Source organism: Micrococcus sp. ACRRV, from assembly GCF_022346985.1.
Classification (GTDB): domain Bacteria; phylum Actinomycetota; class Actinomycetes; order Actinomycetales; family Micrococcaceae; genus Micrococcus; species Micrococcus porci.
The window spans coordinates 1-20,089 of the sequence record NZ_JAKRNH010000013.1 but is presented as its reverse complement, the minus strand read 5'-3'; the positions used below and the strand labels follow the sequence as shown (position 1 = coordinate 20,089).

Annotated in this window: 17 protein-coding genes, 1 tRNA gene and 1 pseudogene; 6 read left to right on the top strand and 13 right to left on the bottom strand. The window is 73.3% G+C overall.

Features of this window, described 5'->3' with window-relative positions; genetic code table 11:
- Positions 1-122: 122 nt before the first annotated feature.
- From MHY29_RS02620 to MHY29_RS02605, 4 genes are all read right to left on the bottom strand, one after another.
- A complete protein-coding gene (locus tag MHY29_RS02620; RefSeq protein WP_123244038.1) occupies positions 123-347 on the bottom strand; it encodes a type I restriction-modification system subunit M N-terminal domain-containing protein in 225 nt (74 codons plus the stop codon).
- Positions 348-563: 216 nt separating this feature from the next.
- Complete coding sequence (locus MHY29_RS02615; protein ID WP_239238138.1) at positions 564-1,550, bottom strand: hypothetical protein; 987 nt, start codon at positions 1,548-1,550, stop codon at positions 564-566.
- A gap of 401 nt (positions 1,551-1,951) precedes the next feature.
- Positions 1,952-3,160, bottom strand: a complete 1,209-nt coding sequence (locus MHY29_RS02610) for a hypothetical protein (RefSeq protein WP_239238137.1) — start codon at positions 3,158-3,160, stop codon at positions 1,952-1,954.
- Positions 3,161-3,243: 83 nt separating this feature from the next.
- Positions 3,244-3,450: a type I restriction-modification system subunit M N-terminal domain-containing protein gene (locus MHY29_RS02605; protein WP_239238136.1), complete on the bottom strand. Its 207-nt coding sequence runs from the start codon at positions 3,448-3,450 to the stop codon at positions 3,244-3,246.
- Positions 3,451-3,687: 237 nt separating this feature from the next.
- On the opposite strand from MHY29_RS02605, the gene MHY29_RS02600 reads away from it, so the two are divergent.
- Positions 3,688-4,590, top strand: a complete 903-nt coding sequence (locus MHY29_RS02600; protein WP_239238135.1) for a DUF3800 domain-containing protein — start codon at positions 3,688-3,690, stop codon at positions 4,588-4,590.
- A gap of 171 nt (positions 4,591-4,761) precedes the next feature.
- On the opposite strand, the gene MHY29_RS02595 is transcribed toward MHY29_RS02600, so the two are convergent.
- The gene (locus tag MHY29_RS02595; protein WP_239238134.1) at positions 4,762-5,634 is read right to left on the bottom strand and encodes an Ltp family lipoprotein; all 873 of its coding nucleotides are present in this window, start codon (positions 5,632-5,634) and stop codon (positions 4,762-4,764) included.
- 322 nt (positions 5,635-5,956) lie between these two features.
- A pseudogene (locus tag MHY29_RS02590) lies at positions 5,957-6,271 on the bottom strand (IS3 family transposase); the annotation flags it as partial.
- 482 nt (positions 6,272-6,753) lie between these two features.
- Here MHY29_RS02590 and MHY29_RS02585 point away from each other — a divergent pair.
- The 3 genes from MHY29_RS02585 to MHY29_RS02575 all read left to right on the top strand — a co-directional run bounded on the left by MHY29_RS02585 (position 6,754) and on the right by MHY29_RS02575 (position 9,864).
- Complete coding sequence (locus tag MHY29_RS02585) at positions 6,754-6,969, top strand: helix-turn-helix domain-containing protein (protein ID WP_224356357.1); 216 nt, start codon at positions 6,754-6,756, stop codon at positions 6,967-6,969.
- Positions 6,966-8,153, top strand: a complete 1,188-nt coding sequence (locus MHY29_RS02580) for a HipA domain-containing protein (RefSeq protein WP_239238133.1) — start codon at positions 6,966-6,968, stop codon at positions 8,151-8,153. The genes MHY29_RS02585 and MHY29_RS02580 overlap by 4 nt, the downstream gene beginning before the upstream one ends.
- A 127-nt stretch (positions 8,154-8,280) precedes the next feature.
- Positions 8,281-9,864: an alkaline phosphatase D family protein gene (locus MHY29_RS02575; RefSeq protein ID WP_239238132.1), complete on the top strand. Its 1,584-nt coding sequence runs from the start codon at positions 8,281-8,283 to the stop codon at positions 9,862-9,864.
- A gap of 363 nt (positions 9,865-10,227) precedes the next feature.
- Here the strand turns inward: MHY29_RS02575 and MHY29_RS02570 are convergent, their stop codons facing one another.
- Genes MHY29_RS02570 through MHY29_RS02560 form a run of 3 tightly spaced genes read right to left on the bottom strand, consistent with a single transcriptional unit; the run spans position 10,228 to position 13,852 of the window.
- Positions 10,228-11,307, bottom strand: a complete 1,080-nt coding sequence (locus tag MHY29_RS02570) for a WcbI family polysaccharide biosynthesis putative acetyltransferase (protein ID WP_239238131.1) — start codon at positions 11,305-11,307, stop codon at positions 10,228-10,230.
- Positions 11,308-11,321: 14 nt separating this feature from the next.
- Positions 11,322-12,755 carry a glycosyltransferase gene (locus tag MHY29_RS02565; RefSeq protein WP_239238130.1) on the bottom strand — a complete coding sequence of 478 codons (1,434 nt, stop codon included), beginning with the start codon at positions 12,753-12,755 and terminating at the stop codon, positions 11,322-11,324.
- On the bottom strand, positions 12,752-13,852 hold the full coding sequence (locus MHY29_RS02560; RefSeq protein WP_239238129.1) for a hypothetical protein: 1,101 nt from the start codon (positions 13,850-13,852) through the stop codon (positions 12,752-12,754). The genes MHY29_RS02565 and MHY29_RS02560 overlap by 4 nt, the downstream gene beginning before the upstream one ends.
- A gap of 140 nt (positions 13,853-13,992) precedes the next feature.
- Between MHY29_RS02560 and MHY29_RS12285 the strand changes: the two genes are divergently transcribed.
- On the top strand, positions 13,993-15,963 hold the full coding sequence (locus tag MHY29_RS12285) for a glycosyltransferase family 2 protein (RefSeq protein ID WP_370643426.1): 1,971 nt from the start codon (positions 13,993-13,995) through the stop codon (positions 15,961-15,963).
- Here MHY29_RS12285 and MHY29_RS02540 read toward each other — a convergent pair.
- The 4 genes from MHY29_RS02540 to MHY29_RS02525 all read right to left on the bottom strand — a co-directional run bounded on the left by MHY29_RS02540 (position 15,957) and on the right by MHY29_RS02525 (position 18,855).
- Positions 15,957-17,027, bottom strand: a complete 1,071-nt coding sequence (locus tag MHY29_RS02540; RefSeq protein ID WP_239238128.1) for a glycosyltransferase — start codon at positions 17,025-17,027, stop codon at positions 15,957-15,959. The two genes, MHY29_RS12285 and MHY29_RS02540, sit on opposite strands and share 7 nt — an antisense overlap.
- On the bottom strand, positions 17,024-18,097 hold the full coding sequence (locus tag MHY29_RS02535; RefSeq protein WP_239238127.1) for a glycosyltransferase: 1,074 nt from the start codon (positions 18,095-18,097) through the stop codon (positions 17,024-17,026). Before MHY29_RS02535 ends, MHY29_RS02540 begins: the two co-directional genes overlap by 4 nt.
- A gap of 221 nt (positions 18,098-18,318) precedes the next feature.
- Positions 18,319-18,391 (bottom strand) — tRNA-Ala (locus MHY29_RS02530).
- A 35-nt stretch (positions 18,392-18,426) separates the two neighbouring features.
- Positions 18,427-18,855, bottom strand: a complete 429-nt coding sequence (locus tag MHY29_RS02525) for a VanZ family protein (RefSeq protein WP_239238126.1) — start codon at positions 18,853-18,855, stop codon at positions 18,427-18,429.
- Between the two features lie 30 nt (positions 18,856-18,885).
- Here MHY29_RS02525 and MHY29_RS02520 point away from each other — a divergent pair, with 30 nt between their 5' ends.
- Entirely contained in the window at positions 18,886-19,887 is a 1,002-nt protein-coding gene (locus MHY29_RS02520; RefSeq protein ID WP_239238125.1) for an aminoglycoside phosphotransferase family protein, read from the top strand.
- The last annotated feature ends 202 nt before the right edge of the window (positions 19,888-20,089 follow it).

Genomic DNA, 20,089 nt, shown 5'->3' with positions numbered 1-20,089 from the left:
GGCGAAGCGGCGGATCGGGACCTCGAAGATGCCCCGCGGGTCGTACAGTAAGGCGAGGTGCGACGGAAGAGCCGGCCCGTGCGGTCCGCGATCACGCTGGGCAGCGTGGCCGGCAGGCCGTCTTAGCCAGCTCCCGCATGGCCTCCCAATGGGGGCATGAGCTCCTCCACGCGCCGAAGGATTGTCGGCGGGAGCACCACCATGCCGTACTGGTTCGGCTTGTAGACCCCGCGCAACTGGTCCGCGATCCCCCAGACGAAGTCGGTGAGCGAGGCGGGGGTGGTGAAAGTCCGGAGCTGACATGGGGGATTTCGGCGAGCAGGGTGGAGCTGGCTGCAGCGTTCCACGGGAGCACCACATGGTGGAGCCTGGGTATCAACGGGTTCAACTGCCCCGGGGCCTCGGGTCTCCCGGCCACCCCTGGACAAGCAGAAACCCCGGCGATATGGCCTGGGCCAGGGATCGTTCCGGGGTCTTCGCCCGCAGATTCAGCACGCGGCGGCCTGAGGCCTGGCAGCTGAGTGAGCCGCCCCCGGAATGGAGGGGCCGGCATCCGCCCCCCGTCACCCCTCCGACGCAGCCGCCTCCCTGCGGCCCCACATCTCGTCGGCGATGACGAGCATCCGCTCCCCCAGCGCCACTACCTGCGCGAGCGCATCCTCCGGGTCGGAAAGAGGCGTGCTGTAGATGCCCACGTAATCACCCACGTATCCGCGCGCCTGGTAGGGGAAGTCGGTCCCGTAGAGCTTCTGCATCTTCGACGCTCCGCCATGACGAGAGATCGAGAAGCGCCCCTCGGACTCCAGAGCCACCGCCGCCTGCCATGCTTGGCGGAGCGCCTCCCCCATGCACGCGGCGGCGGGGCCCGGCTCCTGCTCCTCCGGAGAGATCGTGAACCCGACCTTCGCCTGGAACTGCGGAGGAACAGCCGCTCCGGTGCGCTCCACCTGGCCGAACACCCACCCGTCCGTCGCGGTGATGTTCAGGCACGGCCAGTTACGCCCCGTCGTCCCAGCCTCGACCTTCAATCGCTCGTGCTTGACGGGCAGCAACACATGGAGCGCTCGACGCGTGACCGCCTTGGCCCCCGGATCGGAAGCCATGACTCGGACGTCCCGCTCGAGACGAGCCACCAACGGGTTCACGCCCATGAGACGGCCCAGCAGGTCCGACCACGTCACAACGGCCCAGTCACGCTGCTTCGTGGTCGCCTCCCGCACGTCCGGAGCGGCCGCGTCAGGGACGACCATGACTCGGCATGCCCCCTCGGCCAAGGCGGCGTAGCGGCCCAGCTGCTCGGCTGTGGCCTGGTGGTCCACCTTCACTTCCACGATGACTTCCTGCCCGGACACCGTGCGGAACCGCTGGTCGATGCGCTGGTCCTCGCATATGAAAGTGGCGGGATCCGCTGGATCCAGAGAGAACCCGGTCAGTTCGCTCAGAGCGCGGGAGTACTCCTCTGGATGGGCGGCGCCCAGGGCCGTCAGGAGCCGGGTGGCGAGGGTCTCACTGGACCAGATCAGCGGATTCTCCGGGGTCGGAGTGGGCATGGCGCTCTCCCTTTCTTTGGTGGACGAGTATGAGACGAGGACACGGTGAATGGCGCTGTGGGCCGGGGTCGGCCGGCAGCCCTTCGCCGCTTCTGCCGGTGGCCTGTCCCTAAAATGAGGGCGCCCTGCGCCCGACTGATGAGCACCTCGATCGTCTCCGCCGCCGTCAGCTTCTGCGTGCCGGCCGCCAGGCCGCCGCCAAGCTGCACGATTGGGGCGTAACGGGTCACGGGGTCGTCCTCCTCGAAGGTCAGGTGATCGCTCGGCTCGGCTCCTTGGTGCGCACGCGCGCGGTCTTCGGCGTTGGCGACGGCGAGCATCGGCTCCACCGGATCGCCTGAGGCGAGGGGCCGTCGTCGGGCCCGCCCGGTCGGGGCACTCCCGCGGCCCCCGTCTACCGATCAGTACTCGAGCTGCGCCATCCGGGACATCAAGGCGTTCTCGAGGTTGTGGGAGATCCCATGGATGTCGAGACCGTCCATGTCGATGAGATCGGCGGCGTCGAGGTGGATCACGCTCGTGTCCCGTGACGATCCGCCGGTGCTGGAGTAGCGCGTCACACAGATCTCCGCGCGAATCCTTTCGAGAATGGAGGCGCCGTCGTCATCCTCAGCCTCGCTGTCGATGGCCTGGAGTAGCTCGCCCCTCGTCAGACAGTCGCTCAGGTCCACCGCGATGCCGAACCACGCGCATGCGGTGACCTCCTGCTGACGCCACCAGTCATCGGGACGCTCCCCCTCGGGGTGGACTCTCATGACGCCTCCGCAGAAGTCGGGCGCGACGTCGTCCAGCTCCATGGCGTAGGGGAACCGGTGGAGGTTGAAGTACACCTCGGGGGCGTCCTGCCGGTCGGAAGCACTCAGGCACCACTGCGCGAGCTTGTCCTTCGCCAACTCTCGGAGCCACGAGAGGGGTGCGGAATAGGCGAGCACTTCCTTCGGAACCCGGCGGCTCATGAGCAGCTCCTCCTGTGAGGGGGAGCAGGCAGGGACGAGCTCGTACGGGAGGTAGGTGACGGGGTGCTCGACACTCACCTCCACACCGTGCCGAGCCCGGGCCCCGAGCATGTTCAGCAGGAAGACCCCGACATGACGCCACGCTGCCGGCGGCAGGTCGAGATCCCGCAGCCGCACCAGCTCGTGGACATCACCGCCGGTCAAACCGTGGTTGCGCTTGCTGAAGTGGCTGACGGAGGCCTCCACGTACACCTTCGAGGCGAACTCATGCGACCCTCGCTCGAGCTGGGCGACGATCTCCCGCCGAGCCTCGTCGATGTCCTCCTCCTCGAAGACGGCGTAGGTCTCGGCGAGGGCGACGGCCCACACTTCCGACGGATCGCCCTCGTCCTCATCCCCCAAGACGTAGTCGGCGATGCAGAAGGCCAGACCCGACGTCAGCTGGTGCGGCGTCCAGTCGAAGTCCTCGCTCGTCAGCACGAGGCGCGGGACGGCCGGCCGGCCCACTCGGTCGCACTGGGGCGTCATCAGGTCCTCGACCCACCTGGCCAGACGCGCCCGGGCGACGGCCCGAGCATCGTCCAGAGAGGCCCGATCCATGGTGAACTCCGACTGCGCGGAAAACAGCTGACGTTGTTGCTGGAGATTCCACATGATTCGCCACACCCTTCTGATCTTCGGCCCATTTCACGCCGAGGGTGAGCATAACCTGTCCCCGCCACGGGCGCCGAGAAGGGTCAAATGCGCAGAAGATTCCGACCCCGGTGCGGGGCCATGACCGCCTCCATGCGGCGCAGGATGGTGAGCGGAAGGACGAGCGTGCCGTACTGATTCGGCTTGAACACGCCCCGGAGCTGATCCGCGATCCCCCACACGAAGTTCGAGAGGTTCTGGGGAGAGCGGTGGGGCGCCGAGGCAGCGCCGCGCGTGGCGGGGGTGGTCATGGGGTCCTTCGAATGGTGGGGGCGGGCCGCTGGACGGGACCCATTCCGACCCCGCAGCGACCCGACAGGGCGACGGATCATACACAACCACACTTGCCTATACTCTGCGCGCGCGAGTACGCTCGCGTGTGGTAGCTAGGGCTGAGACAGTGCCCCGAGCACCAATTCGAGAGGCCCGCGCTTGCGTGGGCCTCTGCGCTTGCCTGCAGTGTCCGCTGTGCCCTGCACAATGGTCAGATGCTGCTGGCGTACATCGACGAGATCGGCGAGCCGGGCGCCTACGTCGGCCCGGACCATCCTCGCTTCCGGACAAGCCCAGCCTTCGGTTATGCCGGATTCGTCATGCCGGAGTCTGCCGCACGAGGCTTTGGAGCGAAGTTCACCGCACTGAAGCGTCAGCTGTTCGCCTCGGAGATCGACCGAGCGAAACACCCCGGACGGTGGGAGTTCAAGGGGGCCAATCTGTTCCGGCCGGATACCCCCGCGCGCTTTCCGCAGCAGCTCCGCGTGTTCGATGCGCTCGTGCGGTCCGTCGTCGCCGACCACGCCGGCAAGCTGTTCTACTACGCCGACGAGAAGCAGCGTGGGACGCCCAAGCAGATCGGCCTCGACGTCGAGAAACGCGAAGCCGACGCCATGCGAGAGACTCTGAACCGTCTGGCCCGCCATGCCCACCATCACGGACATAACCTCATGGTGATCATCGATCAAATCAATGAGAAGACGCGAGTCGAACGCGTTGCATCGATGTATGCCCACATCTTCAGCCGAGCCGGCGACTTTCCGGAGATGCGGTGCATCGTGGAACCGCCCATGCACGTGGACAGTTCGCTGAGCTCCAACGTGCAGTTCGCCGACTGGGTCGCCGCCGCCGTCACACGCGCTGTCGATCACCAGCTCAACGACTCGTCCAAGTACGCCTGGGTCACCGACCCCCAGCGGCTGGCATCCATGAGGGGCAGCTTCACCTACGAGTCCAAACTGCACCTGTGGAACCGCGGCGTGCAGGACTTCAACCACTCTGAGCTGTTCCACCGCGAACGGCGACTTGCCCCGACCCCGTATGGACAGCTTCTGGGGGCCGCGGTGGACCCCGCGGCGGCGGAGAAGATGGCGAAGATCTGGCGCGCGGGACGCTAAGACCTGGCGCCGTTGCTAGAGATCGCCCCGCCCCTGCTTCAGGCGGAACACAGCCCCGCATATTCTGGTCCTCCGCAGGCTGCGGAGGACCAGAATATGCGGGCGGCGGGTAGACCACCTGGCGGCACCGTTGCCGACGCGCTCATTCAACGCGCCGGGCATGGCCGGGCGTCACTGGGACAGGTTGTCGATCGCATACTGCGCCTGGTCGGGCGTGAACTCTTCGCCGTACTCCGAAACCAGTTGGTCGTAGATCGCAGACGGCGACATGTCCATCATCTCCTGATAGCTCTTCGCTTTGGCCAGCGCATTGGCATTCCAGTCCACGTCCGTCATATTGTCGATCGCGTACTGCGCCGCTTCCGGTGAGAACTGCTCACCGTACTCGGAGACCAGCTGGCCATAGATGCCCATCTTGGACATGTCCATGTTCTCTTCGTAGCTGTACGCCTTGCGAAGCGCCGACTGGTACTCCATCGGCACACCCCCGCCCTCATGCTCGGTTGCCGCTTCCGTCTCCTCCGAGAGCGTCGGCGTGGGCTCAGGGGTCGGCGTGGGCTCCGATGTAGGAGCAGACCCCGCAGTAGGGGTCGAGGTCGACGTTGCAGCCGGCGTGGAGGATGCGCCCGCGGACGCGCCGTCCACCTCCAGCGCCGCATACTCCGGGATGCGGTTAATGATGGGCGTCATGTTCTCAACGAACCTGTCGAGTTCCTCACCGGGCTGGTAGCAGTCGGTGGCTGCACCGGTCACAGACTGCACGATGTCCTGCATTGGCATCGTGTAACTGCCTCCGCCCGACTTCACAATGCGCTGGATCTCCTCAGGCTCGGCCATTAGACGGTCCAAGGTGTCGTGATACTTGGGATGGGCGACCGCGCGCAGCTGATCGCCCTGCTCCACCAACCCCGCCACGCGACGATCCCTATCGCTCATGACGAGGTCTGCCATGTAGAAGTCCACGCTGAAGTCCAGGACATCTAACGCCAGACCACCGCGGTTGCCGGCCAGCTGTTCGCACGTCTCGGTGGCCGTCAGCTGCATGGGGCTCTCCGAGGCGGCGGGCGTCGGCGACACCGCCGAAGAAGACGAGGACGATGAGGATCGGGAGCTAGACGGCCCCGGTCCCTCCTGACCGGAACAGCCGGTGGCCACGAGCAGGAGGGGCAGGACGAGGAGGAGTCGCTGAGCGCGCATGAGAAAACTCTCCGTAACTGATGTGCGAGCCTCGAACCAAGCGCTCGTGAGGCCGGAATGGGTGCCAGTGAGAGTCTGTCGAGGAAGGGTGCGAAGGCCCTCAACTGCATATTGTGCACAGCAACGCAACCATTGAGGGGACTGGTGCATGGGTAGGTGACAGTGTGTCTCACGCCGCGTGTGCGGTCGTGGGGTCCATGATCATCTCGTACTCGACCGGGGTCGACCGACCCAGCCGGTCCTGCCGGAGCCGCCGGTGATACGTCTTCTCGATCCACGTCACGATCGCCGTGCGTCACTCCTCCCGTGTGGCCCATTGCCGTCGATCGAGCACGTTCTTCTGCACGAGCGCGAAGAAGGACTCCATGGCCGCATTGTCCCCGGCCGAGCCGACCTGTCCCACCGAACCGAGCAGCCCGTGCCGGGTGAGAGCGTCCTGGAACACGTTCGCCCGGAACGGCGAGCCCCGGTCGGAGTGCACCACGCACCCGGCCACCACGCTCGTGCCTCCTCGCCGCACTCGGCTGACATGACCTCCCACGACGCCTCCGCCACCCCGATCGCCCGCCGCACGCTGCTGACCGCCGGGACGCTCGGCGTCGCCGCGGCGACGCTCGTCTCCGCCACCGTCGACACAGCGCGGGCCGCCCCCGGGCCCAACCCGTTCGCGCTGGGTGTCGCCTCGGGCGATCGGCAGCCGGACGGCTTCGCGATCTGGACGCGCCTGGACACCTGGCACCTCAACCAGGACGGGTTCGGCGGCGCGCCGCACCGGGCGTCACACATGCAGCCTGGGAACCGAAGAAGACTTCGGATTCGCCCTGCAGCCTCCCCTTTCCTTGGCCCCACACGGGTTGGATCCGAGAAAATGTGCGTATCCAGACGCATGCCAGGGCTCCATCGCCAAGCTCACCCATTCTTCCGAACAACTTTTCGGATGAATGGGTGGTCTGGAACCATGGAGGCATGGCCCAGCCCCACCCGTCCCCCCTGGTCCCCGTCGGCGAACGCGTCCGCGCCGCGCGCCGCGAGATGGGCCTGACCCAGCAGGAGCTCGCCGACCTGGCAGGGGTCTCGGACGCCACTGTCCGGCAGATCGAACACGGGACCGGCAAGGGCACCCTCGGCTCGCTGATGGCCGTTCTCGAGGTCCTGGGTCTGCACCTTGAGGTGAACGGGTGAGCACCCCGGACCTGAGCGGCCTCAAGCGGGTCACCACGGCGGACGTCTACAAGGCGCGCCACCTCGCCGGCACGCTGGAGCGGAACGCCCAGGGCGGCGTCGCCTTCGCCTACCAGCCCGGCTATGACGGGCCGCCGGTCGCCTCCACGCTCCCCGTCACGGACGCCGCCGTCACCGCACCCGGCGGCGGGCTGCCCACGTTCTTCTCCGGGCTGCTGCCGGAAGGCCACCGCCTCAGCGTGCTGCGATCCGCCGCCAAGACCTCCCTGGACGACGAGCTCACGCTCCTCCTCGCCATCGGCGCCGACGTCCCCGGGGACACACAGATCGTGCCCGGCGGCACCACCCCGCACGAGCCAGCGCCGCTCGCCGCGGAGAATCCCACAGACCTGGACTTCACCGCCCTGGCCGGCGTCGTCGACCGGACCGGACTGCCCGGGGTCCAGGCCAAGGCCTCCGCATCCATGGTCAACGTGCCGCTCACCCTCGCCGGTCGCAGCGCGCTGCTCAAGCTCGACCCCCCGGAGCACCCACACCTCGTCGAGAACGAGGCGCTGCACCTCACGGCCGCCGCACGCCTGGGCATTCCAGTCTCCGGTCACGCTGTCGTCACCGACCGGAAGGGGACCCCAGGACTGCTCGTGGGCCGCTTCGACCGCCGCCACCAGGAGGACGGCACGGTCCATCGCCTCGCCCTCGAAGACGGCGCCCAGGTGCTGGACGTCTACCCGGCACAGAAGTACAACGTCACCACCGAGGACCTGATCAGCGCCCTGGCGGCGCGAGCCGCCGCCAGGCCCGTGGCGGCCCGCAACCTCTACCTGCAGTTCCTCTTCGCGTGGCTGACCGGCAACGGCGACCTCCATGCCAAGAACGTCTCCGTGCTGCAGGGCCCCGATGGACGATGGCAGGTCTCCCCGGTCTACGACGTTCCCTGCACCGCTCTCTACCGGGACATGACCATGGCCCTGAGCGTGGACGGCCGCGTGAAGGACCTGCGCCGCCGGCACTGGGAAGCCCTGGCGGACGCGATCGGACTCCCCCAGCGCGCCGCGGACGCCGCCATGCGGAAGGCCCTGGCCGCCGCCGACCGCATCGACCTCAGCACACTGCCGTTCGAGGGATCACCCCTGCGCGGGGCGGAGCGCGAGCTGCGGCACCGGCGTGGCGAACTGCGGGACTGACCGCCCTGACCACTGCCCCGCGCTCCAGCCGTCACCCCTCCCCCGCCACCCTTCGTCCACCTCGCCCTCACGGCGAGCTACCGGCGGGTCACCTCCGGGTCACCTCCGCCGACCACACTCGGCTGACGTGACCTCCCACGACGCACCCTCGCATCCCGTCCCCGTCTCCGTCGCCCGCCGCACACTGCTGACCGCCGGGACGCTCGGCGTCGCCGCCGCCGCGCTGATCTCCACCCCCGCCGGCACGGCCCACGCCGCCACCGGCCCGAACCCCTTCACCCTCGGCGTGGCCTCGGGCGACCCGTGGCCGGACGGCTTCGTGATCTGGACGCGCCTGGCCACCATGCCCCTGAACCAGGACGGCTTCGGCGGCATGCCGGACGCCTCCTTCACCGTGGAGTGGCAGGTGTCCCGGCACGCGGACTTCCGCTCCACCGTCCGCACCGGCACCACGACGACGTCGCGCGCCCAGGGCTACGCCGTGCACGTCACCCTCACGGGCCTGCGCGCCGGCACGGAGTTCTTCTACCGCTTCCGCTGCAACGGGCACCTCTCCCGCACCGGCCGCGCCGTGACGGCCCCGGCGTTCGGCTCGATGCCCGGCCACCTCACCGCCACCGTGGCCTCCTGCGCCAACTGGGAGCACGGCTACTTCACCGCGTACCGCCACATGGCCGCCGAGCGCCCGGACCTGATGATCCACCTGGGCGACTACTACTACGAGATCATGCCGTACGGGTACCCGGTCTCCTCCGGCGTCCCCCGGGCGCACTTCAACGGGGAGTCCCGCACCCTGGCCCAGTACCGGGCCCGCATGGCGCAGTACAAGACGGACCCGGACCTGCAGGACGCCCACGCCGCCGCCCCCTGGCTCGTGATCTTCGACGACCACGAGGTGGAGAACAACTGGGCGGACATGACCCCGGAGCTCTGGGATCCCACCTTCCCCGCCCGCCGGGCCGCCGCGTTCCAGGCGTACTACGAGAACATGCCGCTCCGCGCGTCGTCCGTGCCCCGAGGCGTGGACATGCAGCTCTACCGCCGCATCCAGTGGGGTGACCTCGCCACCTTCCACCTCCTGGACACCCGCCAGTACCGGTCGGACCAGGCCAACCTGGACCTCGTCAAGGTCGTCGACGACGACGCCCGCGACCCGCGACGCTCCATCACCGGCGCGGCGCAGGAGCAGTGGCTGCGCGAGGGCTTCCAGACCTCCCGCGCCCGCTGGGACTTCGTCACCCAGCAGGTGCCGTTCGTGCAGTACGACCGAACCTCCGGCCCCCTGCTCTGGGGCGACATGGACTCCTGGGACGGCTACGTGGCCTCCCGCGAACGGGTGGTGGACGCGTGGGTCTCGGCGGGCGTGCGGAACCCGGTGGTGCTCACCGGCGACATCCACGAGTCGTTCGCCTCGGACGTGAAGCGGGACTTCAACGACCTCTCCTCGGCGCCGGTGGGCGTGGAGCTGATCACCACCTCGATCACCTCCGGCGGCAACGGCTCGGACTCCTCCGCCGACGCCCTGAAGTGGAACCCCCACATCAAGTTCAACAACGACCTGCGCGGCTACCTGCGCCTCGACGCCACCCCGGACCTCCTCGAGGCCCGCTTCCAGGTCGTGGACCAGGTCCGGTACCAGGGCGCGGCGGTCCGCACCCGGGCGACGTTCGGCGTCGGCGACGGCGAGCACCGCCTCCACGCGATCGCCTGAGCACCCGGCCGGGAGGACGGGCGGGGCCGCACCGACGCCGCACGGCTCGGCGCCGCCCCGCCCGTCCTCGCCGCTTGAGCGCCTTCTCCACGATCTCCGTCATGTACGGCGCCACGATCTCCCGGGAGATCCGCAGGTCCGCCACCAGGGTGCCGCGGACGACGACGCCGCCGCCACCGAGGCCGAGCGCCTCATCCGCGCCGCCGGGTTCGCGCCGGTGCGGCTCGGCGGGCTCGACGAGTCGATCCGCATGGAGGTCACCGGCGGGCTGCACCCGTTCGGCGGCCTGGACGGCACCCTGCCGACCACCGCGAACGTGGAGCAGCTGCGCGGCTGACCCTCCGGGGGCCGAAGGCCGGGGGCTCAGGCGAGCAGGCCCAGCTCCCGCATGAGCGCGCCGTGGCGCTCCAGCCCGGGGGCGAGCACCTCCGGGTTGGCGCGGAACCAGCCCAGGTGGGCCCGGCGCACCTCGGCGTCGGAGACCTCGGCCCCGCCCACGCGCCAGGCCGCACGCGGGGCCGTCTGAAGCCCGAGCGCGTCCACGACCTGCTCCTCGATCGGGGCGAGCACGTGGCCCAGCAGCAGCCGGTCCGGGGCGTGGACCTCCTTGTCCACGCCCAGTTCGGCCAGGACGGTCCGGGCCAGGGCCTCCAGCAGCGGGTTGTCCGGGTGGTTCACGGTGTGGAACCCGACCCCGCGCTCGGCGGCCACCGCGTCGGAGACCCGCACCGTGCCGAAGTGCTCCTCGCGGGCGCGCAGCCGCGCCACGGACTCCGCCGCGAGCCCGCGGAGCGCCTCCGCGGACAGCGGCAGGCGGGGCCCGGCGTCGTGGGCTCCGGCCTCCCCCGGGCCGCCCAGCGCCGCCGGCCACGGGATGAGCCCGGCCTCCGCGGCGGCCTCGGCCACGGTGCGCAGGTCGTGGTAGGGGACCACGGGCGGGTCCTCCCACGGGCGCGTGGGGTGGCGCAGGGTGACCAGCCACGGGAAGCGGGACGAGTCGTAGAGCGCGGGCACGCGGATGGACCGCGCCCCGGCCGGCAGCAGCGACTCCAGCTGGCCCAGGCCCAGGGGCAGCCCCTGGTAGTCGTCCCGGACGGGCTTGACCACCAGCACCGTGGTGCGCTTCAGCAGCGCGAGCAGGTGCGGCAGGTCGTCGGGGCCCAGCTCGAACATCGGGGGCACCCGCACCGAGGCCGGGGTGCCGCCCTCGGCGCGGCCGGGCTCGCCGCACAGCAGCAGGCGCGTGGCCTCCGCCTGGCAGCCGCCCATCACCGTGAGCAGCTCCCCCTCGGGCAACGGCTCCAGCCCGTAGAAGTGCGCGTAGTGGCGGCGCCGGCCCTCGTCCGCGGGCAGGTCCGACGACGGCGCCCGCTCGGCCGCCCCGCGCACCTGCACGCCCTCCTCGCCCGGCTCCGCGCCGGCCGTCCTCGTCTGATCGTCCATGGGCGTCTCCTCGCTCATCCCCATCCTCCCCACCAGGCCTCCAGGTCCACGTCGCGGGCGACCGGTGCCCAGCCCAGCCGCGCGGCCGGCACCCGCCACACGCGGGAGTCGCCCCCGCGGCGGGACCGCCACAGGGCCCGTGAGCAGGTCAGCACGGCCAGCACGGGCCGCTCGCCGCGGGCGGCCTCGCCCGGCTCCTCTGCCGCCTGCGGCTCGCCGAGCACCTCCACGCGCTCCACGCCGGCGCGCTCCAGGCGCAGCAGCCAGTCGGCGGCGCGGGCGGCGTCGGGGCGGGCGCCGGGGGCGGCGGGACGCAGCGGCGTGCGGACGTCGCAGGACCAGTCCGGGATCCCGCGCACCGCCCCCAGGTCCCCGCGGGCCGGTGCGGGCGGCAGGTCCGCGCGCGCGGCCTCCCCCACGCCGTCCATGATCCAGACCCGCGGGTCGGCCAGGGCGGCCCGCGCCGCGCCGGAGCCCAGCCCGGTCACCCCGACCCGCGCCCCCGGGGCGGCCGCCAGCAGCGCGTCCACCCCGACGACGGCGGCCGCGTCCCCGGACGCCTCGGCGCGCACGCGCGCGCCCACACGCAGCGGGCCGGGCAGGGACAGGCCGTGGCCGCGGGCCGTCGTCGCGGTGATGCGGGCGGCCAGGCGCAGAGCCTCCCGCTGCTTCACGGCGGTGCGCTCCGCGGCGTCGCCCCGGCCACCGAAGTCCTCGTCGGCCTGCCAGGCGACGGCGGCCGGCTGGTGCCGGAACGCCCCGCCCACGCGCCAGAGCCGGTGGGCCAGCTCCCAGTCCTCGCCGCCGTAGCCGACGAACGCCGGGTCGAACCCGCCGGCGTCCGCGTAGACCTCCCGGGCCACGGTGAGCACCGCGGAGATCACGTACCGGTAGGACGTGGAGTCCGCCGCCGCGAGGTCCCCGCTGCGCTGGTACGCCTCCGCCAGCCAGGCCGGCTCCGGCAGCCGCGCCGCCTCGGGCACGGGCTCCCCGGGCCGCCAGCCGGACTCGAGCAGGGCGGGGTCCAGGTGACGACGCCGGCCCACCACCACGGCGTCCACGCTCGCCGCGGGCGCGGCACAGGCGGCGGTGAGGTAGCCGGGCTCGGGGAGCATGTCGCCGTCGAGGAACGCGAGGATCCGCCCCTCCGCGGCCGACGCCCCCAGGGCGCGGGCCGCCGAGGCCCGGAACCCGTGGTCCTCCTGGGCCACCACCACGGCCTCGAACGGCAGCCCGGCCGGGAGCACCGGCGGCTCCGGGGAGCCGTCGTCGGCCACCACCAGCTGCAGGCGGGAGGCGGGGTGGTCCTGGGCGGCGAGGGCGGCCACGAGCCGCTCCAGGTCCGCGGGCGCCCGGTAGTGGGGCACCACCACGGAGACCTCGGGCACGGACGCCTCCGGCCCGGCGGTCTCGGCGGCGGCCTCCCGGCCGACCACGGGCGCGGTCATCGCGGCCAGGCCCACCCGTGGACGTCGGCGAGGGCCGCCGCGAGCATCCGGGCGCAGGCCCGCGGGCCCGGTGCCAGGGACGTGCCCCGGGCCTGCCAGGTGCGGGAGGGCTCCTCCACGGCCTCCGCGACGGCCTCGGCCAGCGCGTACTCCGGGCCGGAGGTGCCCACCTGCACGATCCGCAGGGTGCCGGGGCGCAGCCGCGCCATCTCCTGCGTGTACCGGCCGGCCGGGACGATCGGCCGGCGCCCCACGGACATCCACGAGGCCAGCGAGCCGGACGCGGAGACGTTGTGGTGCGCGGCCAGGGGGACGGCCGCGGCGCGCAGGGCGGGGTCGAGCACCCCGTCGGGCACGAACCCGGTGACGCGGAACTGGAGCCCGGACACCTCCGCGCGGGCGGTGAGCTCGTCCACGAGGAATTCGTGCCGGGCGGCCACGGCCCCCAGCGCCGTCACCCGGCGGGGCCGGTGCGGAGACGGTCCCCACTGGCGGTCGAGCTCGGCGAGCGCGTCGATGGCCTCCGCGTGGCCCTTGCCCGGATACAGGTGGCCGAAGATCACCACGTCACGGTCCAGGCCCTCGAGGGCCTCCGGCAGCCGGACCGCCTCCCGGGCGGCGCGGCGGTCCTCCACGGGCAGCGGCACCACGTGTGCGTCCACGTCCACGATCGCGTGCAGCAGCGCCCGTTCGTGCTCCGAGGAGACGACGACGCCGGCCGCTGCCTGCGCGATCCGCACGTAGGCCTCGGCGCGCTCCAGGAACCGGGCCTCGCCCTCGGCGGGCTGGGGGACGTCGTGCAGGGTGACGGTCGCGCCCTCGGGGAGGATCCGGGAGAGGGTGTCCGCCGCGGCGGCCGGGGACGGGCCGAACAGGCTGTCCGTGACGTCCACGTGCACGGCCCGGCGCGCCTCCCGGGCACGCGCGAGCACGGGGGCCAGCCCCACGAAGCCGGTGGCGTCCTCCGTGTGGAGCGACTCCACGTCCAGGCCCGCCTGCGCCAGCGCCTCGGCCGTGAGCAGCCCGTGGTTCACCACGCCGTGGCCCCGGGACCCGACGCTCAGATACAGCACCCGCCCCTGCGCGTGAGAGGTCATCCTCGCCGCGTCCTTTCCTGGTCCCGTCAGATCCCTCGACGACGGGCCCTCGTGCCGCGCGTCGTTCCCTGTCAGCCTAGACCGATCCAGGGTGCGGCGTGTGTCGAACCCTCACCCCCGCGCGCCCCGAGAGGACCCCCGTGAGCCTGACCGTCCAGCACGTCCCCGCCGGCCACCCCTATGCGCGGTCGGTGCGTCCCCTGGACGGCGCCGCGGCCCCGGACGTGGAGTTCTGGCCGGACCCGCCCGTGCCGGGCGCCGCCGAGGGAGTGTGGTGGCCGCCGCGGGCCCTGGACCCGGCATGGATCGCCGAGCACCGCCCGGACGTGCTGCACGTGCACTTCGGGTTCGAGCACTTCACCCCGGAGCAGCTGCGCGCCGCCCTCGACGCCCAGCACGCGCACGGCGGGGCGGTCGTCGTCACCGTGCACGACCTGCAGAACCCCCACCTGCAGGACCAGGACCCGCATCGCGCGCGCCTGCGCGTGCTCCTGGACGCCGCGGACGCCGTCCTCACGCTCACCCCCGGGGCCGCCGCGGCCGTGGAGGCCGCGTCCGGCCGGGCTCCGCTGGTGCTCCCCCACCCGCACGTGGTCCCGCTGGACGCGCTCCCCGGCGACGGCGCCGCGGACGGCGAGCGGCCCGGCGTCGACCGCCCGGCCCGGCTGCTGATGCACGCCAAGGACCTGCGCGCGCAGGTGGACCCCGTGGGGCTGCTGCCCGTGCTCGCCGCCGCCCGGGACGCCCTGGCGGCCCAGGGGCTCGCCGTCGAGGTGACGGTGGACGTCCAGGACGGGGTGCGGGACGAGGCCGCCCTGGCCGAGCTGGAGGCCGGGGCCGAGGCGCACGGATTCGCGCTCTGGCGCCACGCCCGCCTGGACGACGCCGAGCTGCACGCCGCGCTGCGCGACGCCGACGTCTCCGTGCTGCCCTACCGGGTCGGCACCCACTCCGGCTGGGTGGAGATGTGCCGGGACCTCGGCGTGCCCGTGGCCGTGGCGGAGGTGGGGCACATCGCGGACCAGGCCCGCGCCTGGACCACTCCGGAACTGCTCGCGGCCTTCGACCCCGACGACCCCGCCTCGCTCGCCGAGGCCCTCGCCGCCCTCTTGACGGCCGCCCCCGACGCCCGGGCCGCCGCCCCCGCGGCCCGCGCCGCCCAGCGCCGCCGCGTGGCCGCCGCGCACGTCGCCGTGTACCGGCAGGCCCTGGCCGTCCGCCGTGGGACGGCCGCCACGGTGTCCGTGCTCGTGATCACCGGCCACCGCGACGCCCACCTGGCCCGCGTCCTCGCCGGGCTGGAGCGCTCCCACCGCCGCCCCGACCAGGTGGTGGTCGTCTTCATGGGCCAGCCCGACGGGGCCGTCCCCGCCACCGACCTGCCCGTCACCGTGGGCCACGTGGCCGCCGACCACGGTCTGCCCCTGGCCACGGCCCGCAACCGCGCCGCCGAGCTGGCCACCGGCGAGGTCCTCGTGTTCCTCGACGTGGACTGCATCCCCGCCGCGGACACCGTGGGCGTGCTCGCCGCCGAGGTCTCCGCCCACCCCGGCTCGCTCGTGATGGGCGCCCCCCGCTACCTCGCCCCGGACTGGACGGCGGCGCTCGCGGCCGAGGGCGTGGACGCCGACGCCGCCCCCACCGACGGCGACCTGCGCCGCCACGCCGTGCCCCACCGGGCGCGCACGCACCTCCGCCCGGGCCCCTCCGAGGAGTGGACGCTCGTGTGGACGCTGGTCATGGCGATCGGCGCCGCGGACCTGGCGCGGATCGGCGGATTCGACGAGGGGTTCGCCGGCTACGGGGCCGAGGACACGGACCTGGCCTTCCGCGCCCGCGACGCCGGCCTGACCCTGCGCATCAGCCCTGCCGAGGCGTTCCACCAGCACCACGGCGTGCACCGGCCCCCGCTGCACCACGTCGCGGACATCGTGGTGAACGCCCGCCGGTTCCGGACGCTGCACGGGACGTGGCCGATGGACGGCTGGCTGGCCGCGTTCGCCGAGCGCGGGCTGATCCGCTGGGACCCGGACGGAGACCTGCTCGAGCTCGTCCGGGAGCCCACCCCGGACGACGTGGCCGCCGCCCGCGTGGACGACGCCGCCTACTGAGCGGACGCGGCGGCGCGCTCCAACAGCGCGCCCCAGCCGGCGGCGTGCTCGCCCGGGGGCCGCAGCAGGGCGGCGGCCAGGCGGTCCGCCGCGGCCGGGTCGCCCAGGGCGCGGGCCACGGCGCCCGCCCAGTCCGCCTCCGGGTCCTCCCAGGCCCGCCAGGGCACGCCCGCGGCACGCTCGACGGCCTCGGCGAACCGGCGCTGCTCGGCGAACGGCCGCTCCTCCGGGGCCAGGACCACGGGCCGGCCGGAGCGGGCGGCGTCCACGGCGGCGTTGTGCCCGGCCGAGACCACCACGACGTCCGCCGCCGCGAGGACCGCGGGGACGTCCTCCACCCAGCCCTGCAGCTCCAGGTTCTCCGGCAGGTCGGCGCCCCCGGCGTCCCGCACCGGGCCGATCACGTGCCAGCGCGCCCCCGGTGTGGACCGGGCCGCGCGGGCGAGGTCCGCGGCCGCCACCCCGCCGCCGCCGGTGCCCGTCACCGCGACGACGCGGGGGGCCTCCCCCGCCCGGGCGGGCGCGGCGGTGCGCCCGAGGCGGCCGTCGGCGTCGGGCACGCCCAGGTGGGCGGTCCTGGCGCCGAACTCGGCCTGCCAGGCGGGGTCCTCCAGGACCTCGCCGTAGTGCGCGAACAGGGCGTCCGCCTCGGCGTAGACGAGCCGGTGCGCCGGGTCCGTGCGGTCCCCGTGCATGCGCCGGTGCACCACCGGGTACCCGGCCAGGCGCAGGAACAGCGCCGCCTCCGCGGACACGTCGACGACGCACACGTCCGGGCGCACCGCGCGCGCGGCGTCGTGGAGCGCATCGAACCGGGCCTGGATGGCCGGGCCGACGGGCGTGTGGTGCAGGGGCGAGCCCTCCGGCTGGCCGTGCCCCGGCACGATGTCCGTGGGCAGCGGGACGATCCGCGTGCCCGTCGGCAGCAGCCGGGCGGCGTCCGGGTGGGCGGTCGCCACGGTCACGTCGGCCACGTCCGCACGGATCAGCGTGGCCGCGTGCCGCACGTGCCCCGAGCCGTGCTGGTGCGCGTAGTGCAGGACCCGGAGACGGCGTCCGCTCACGCGGGCACCTTCCGGAGCTCGGCGTCGTCGGCGTGGTCCGCCACGGCCTGCTCCAGCAGGTCCAGGTAGCCGGCCACCATGGTGTCCGCGCTGAACCGGCGGGCCCAGTCCGCCACCCGGGCGCGGTCCTTGCGGCGGGCGTAGCGGATGGCGTCCGCGAGCGCCTCCACGGAGTGGTGCACGGCCAGGGCGCCGGCCTGCGGGGCCACGATCTCCCCCATGGCGCCGGTGAGCAGGGCGGCCACGGGCACGCCCAGGGCCATCGCCTCCACCGTGGCCAGGCCGAACGGCTCCGCCCACAGGGGGGTGGAGAGGAACACCTCGCCGGTGGCCAGCAGGTCCGGCAGGGCCGTGTGGTCCAGGTGGCCGTGGTGCACCACGTCCTCCCCCAGTCGGGGGACGACCCGCTCGGCGTAGTACGCCGGGTCGGAGACGGGGCCGGCCACGTGCAGTTCCATGCCCACGGTGCGGGCGGCCTCGATGGCCATGTGCAGGCCCTTCTCCGGGGTGATCCGCCCGGACCACACGGCCCGCCCGGGCACGGGGGCGCGGTCGGACACCCAGCGGTCCAGGTCGATCCCGTTGGGCACCACGTCCACGGAGGGCAGCCGGTGCCGCCAGGCCAGCGCGTTGGACACGGACACGGACGCCCAGCGGTGGTGCGCCGGCGGGGTCCAGCCGGGGGCGTCGGTGACCTCGAGCACCGGCTCCAGCGTGGCCGGGGTGTGGAGCACGGTGAGCATCGGCAGGGAGCGCAGACGGATCAGCGGCTGCGGGGAGAGCGAGTTGTTCAGCACGGCGTCCGGGGCATCGGCCAGGATCCGCTGGCACGCCGCGGCGAGCGCGCCCTCACGGACGGCCTGCCCCTCCGCGCCGGGGGCGTCGGGGGCCGCGGGCAGGAGGGAGACGACGTCGGCGCCCGGGATGCGGGTGCCCGCGCGGGCGTGGACCCGCACCTGATGCCCGGCCTCGACCAGGTGCTCCACGGTCATGGCCGTGTGCATCTCCAGCCCGCCCTCGTAGGGCGAGCGGATGGGGTGCAGGGGATGCGTGAGCACGTCGATGCGCACTGGGCTCCTTCCGGCCCCGACCGGGGCGTTCCGGCCCGCACGGCGCGGGATGCGCGGCGGGAGGGCCTGACCCCGGGCTGGCCTGGGGGGACCGCGTTCTGCGGTACCCGCCAACGGTACGCCGAACAGGGCCCAGGGGACACCTCGGCGCGGGGACGACGGGGACCACGGGGGCCCGGGGACGACGAGGGCCCGGGCGGATGCCCGGGCCCTCTGTGCTGTGGAGCTAAGGGGAATTGAACCCCTGACCTTTTCATTGCGAACGAAACGCTCTACCAACTGAGCTATAGCCCCGCACGACCGGCACTGCGTCCGGCAACACCCCAGGATCATACGCCCCTGCCCGGCGCGGCGCCAATCGGGCGACCGGTAGGCCCCCGCCGCAGGGCGGCCCGGGCCGCCAGCAGCCCCAGCGCCACGCCCGCCAGGTCGGCGACGGCATCCGCCGGATCCCCGGTGCGGCCCAGCCCCTGAGCCGCCTGCAGCACCTCGCTGAGCGGGGCGTGCACGGCCAGCACCGCCGCCGGCCACACCCGGCGGGCCAGGAGCACGCCGAGCAGCGCGGGCACCCCGAACGTCGCCACGTGGATCGCCTTGTCCATGCCCGGCACCTCGAACCCCACGGCGGGGACGTCGTCGCCGGGCAGGTAGAGCACCACGAGGTGCGCCGCCAGGGCGATCACCAGCAGCAGGGCGAGGGTCCGCCGACGCGCCGCGGAGGGCGGCGGGGCGGCGGGGGCGGAGGACCGGGCGGGCATCCGCCCATTGTCCCCGGTAGTCTGCGCCCCATGCCCGCGTCCCCGCCCGAGATCCTCGTGCCGATCCCGCCGGAGTTCGCCGCGGACATCGCGGACCGGCCCGCCGACCCGCTGCTGGCCGCCGCCCCGGACGCGGCGGCCCAGCCGCTCTCGGGCGAGCAGTGGCTCGCGCGGCTGCCGAGAATCCTGGCGGGCCGGCTCACCGCCTGGGACCTCACCCTGGACCCGGACGTCCCCGGCGCCCCGTGGGCGGGCACGAGCGCTCTCGTGGTGCCGGTGCGGCTGCCCACCCGGCGTCCGGCCGTGCTCAAGGTGACCTGGCCGCACCTCGAGGCCCGGCACGAGCACCTGGCGCTGCCGCTCTGGGACGGCGCCGGCGCGGTCCGCCTGCACGCGGCCGACCCACGCGACGGGGCCCTGCTGCTCGAACGCCTCGACGCCGGCCGCCCGCTCTCCGCCGAGCCGATCCTCGACGCGTGCGATGTGGTCGGCGGTCTCCTGCGCACCCTCGCCCGGTCCGCCACCCCGCAGTTCGATGCGGTGGCGGACAGGGGCGCCCGCTGGCTGGACACGCTCGCCGCCCCCGTGGCGCAGGCGCCGCGGCGGCTGCAGGTCCAGGCCCGCTCCCACCTGCGCGACCTGCTGGACTCGGCGCCCCCGCCGCGGCTGCTCCATGAAGACCTGCACGACGGCAACGTCCTCGCCGTGCCCTCCCCTGCCGACGGAGGCGAGGCCGCGCGGGGGCCGTGGCTCGCGATCGACCCGAAGCCCGTCGCCGGTGAGCCCGCCTACGCCGTGGCACCGATCGTGTGGAGCCGGCCCGAGGCCACCGCCCGGGCGCACCATGCCCGGGTGCACGTCAGGATGCGCGCCGACGTCGTGGCCGAGGCCGCGGGGCTGGACGGGGAGCGCGTGCGCGCCTGGACGTTCGTCCGCCTCGTGCTCCGGGCCGTCGACGCCGCCGGTCGGGGTGAGGTCGGGGACGAGGTCCGCGCCCGGATGATCACCCTGGCCGGGCACTTCGCGAGCTGAGCGCCGGGCGGGGTCGATGCGGGCAGGCGGCCGCCCCTCCCGAGGCCCTGATCGAGCGGTGGACGTCACACCTACGCCGTTGTGCATCCCGGTGCGGCGGGCGTAGTCTGCTCGCTCGTGTCCACGCACCCGCACCCGGGCGACGGCGCCGGCATCGCCGCGTCCGCCGCCCGGGTGCGGGTGCGTGGACACGAGCGAGCAG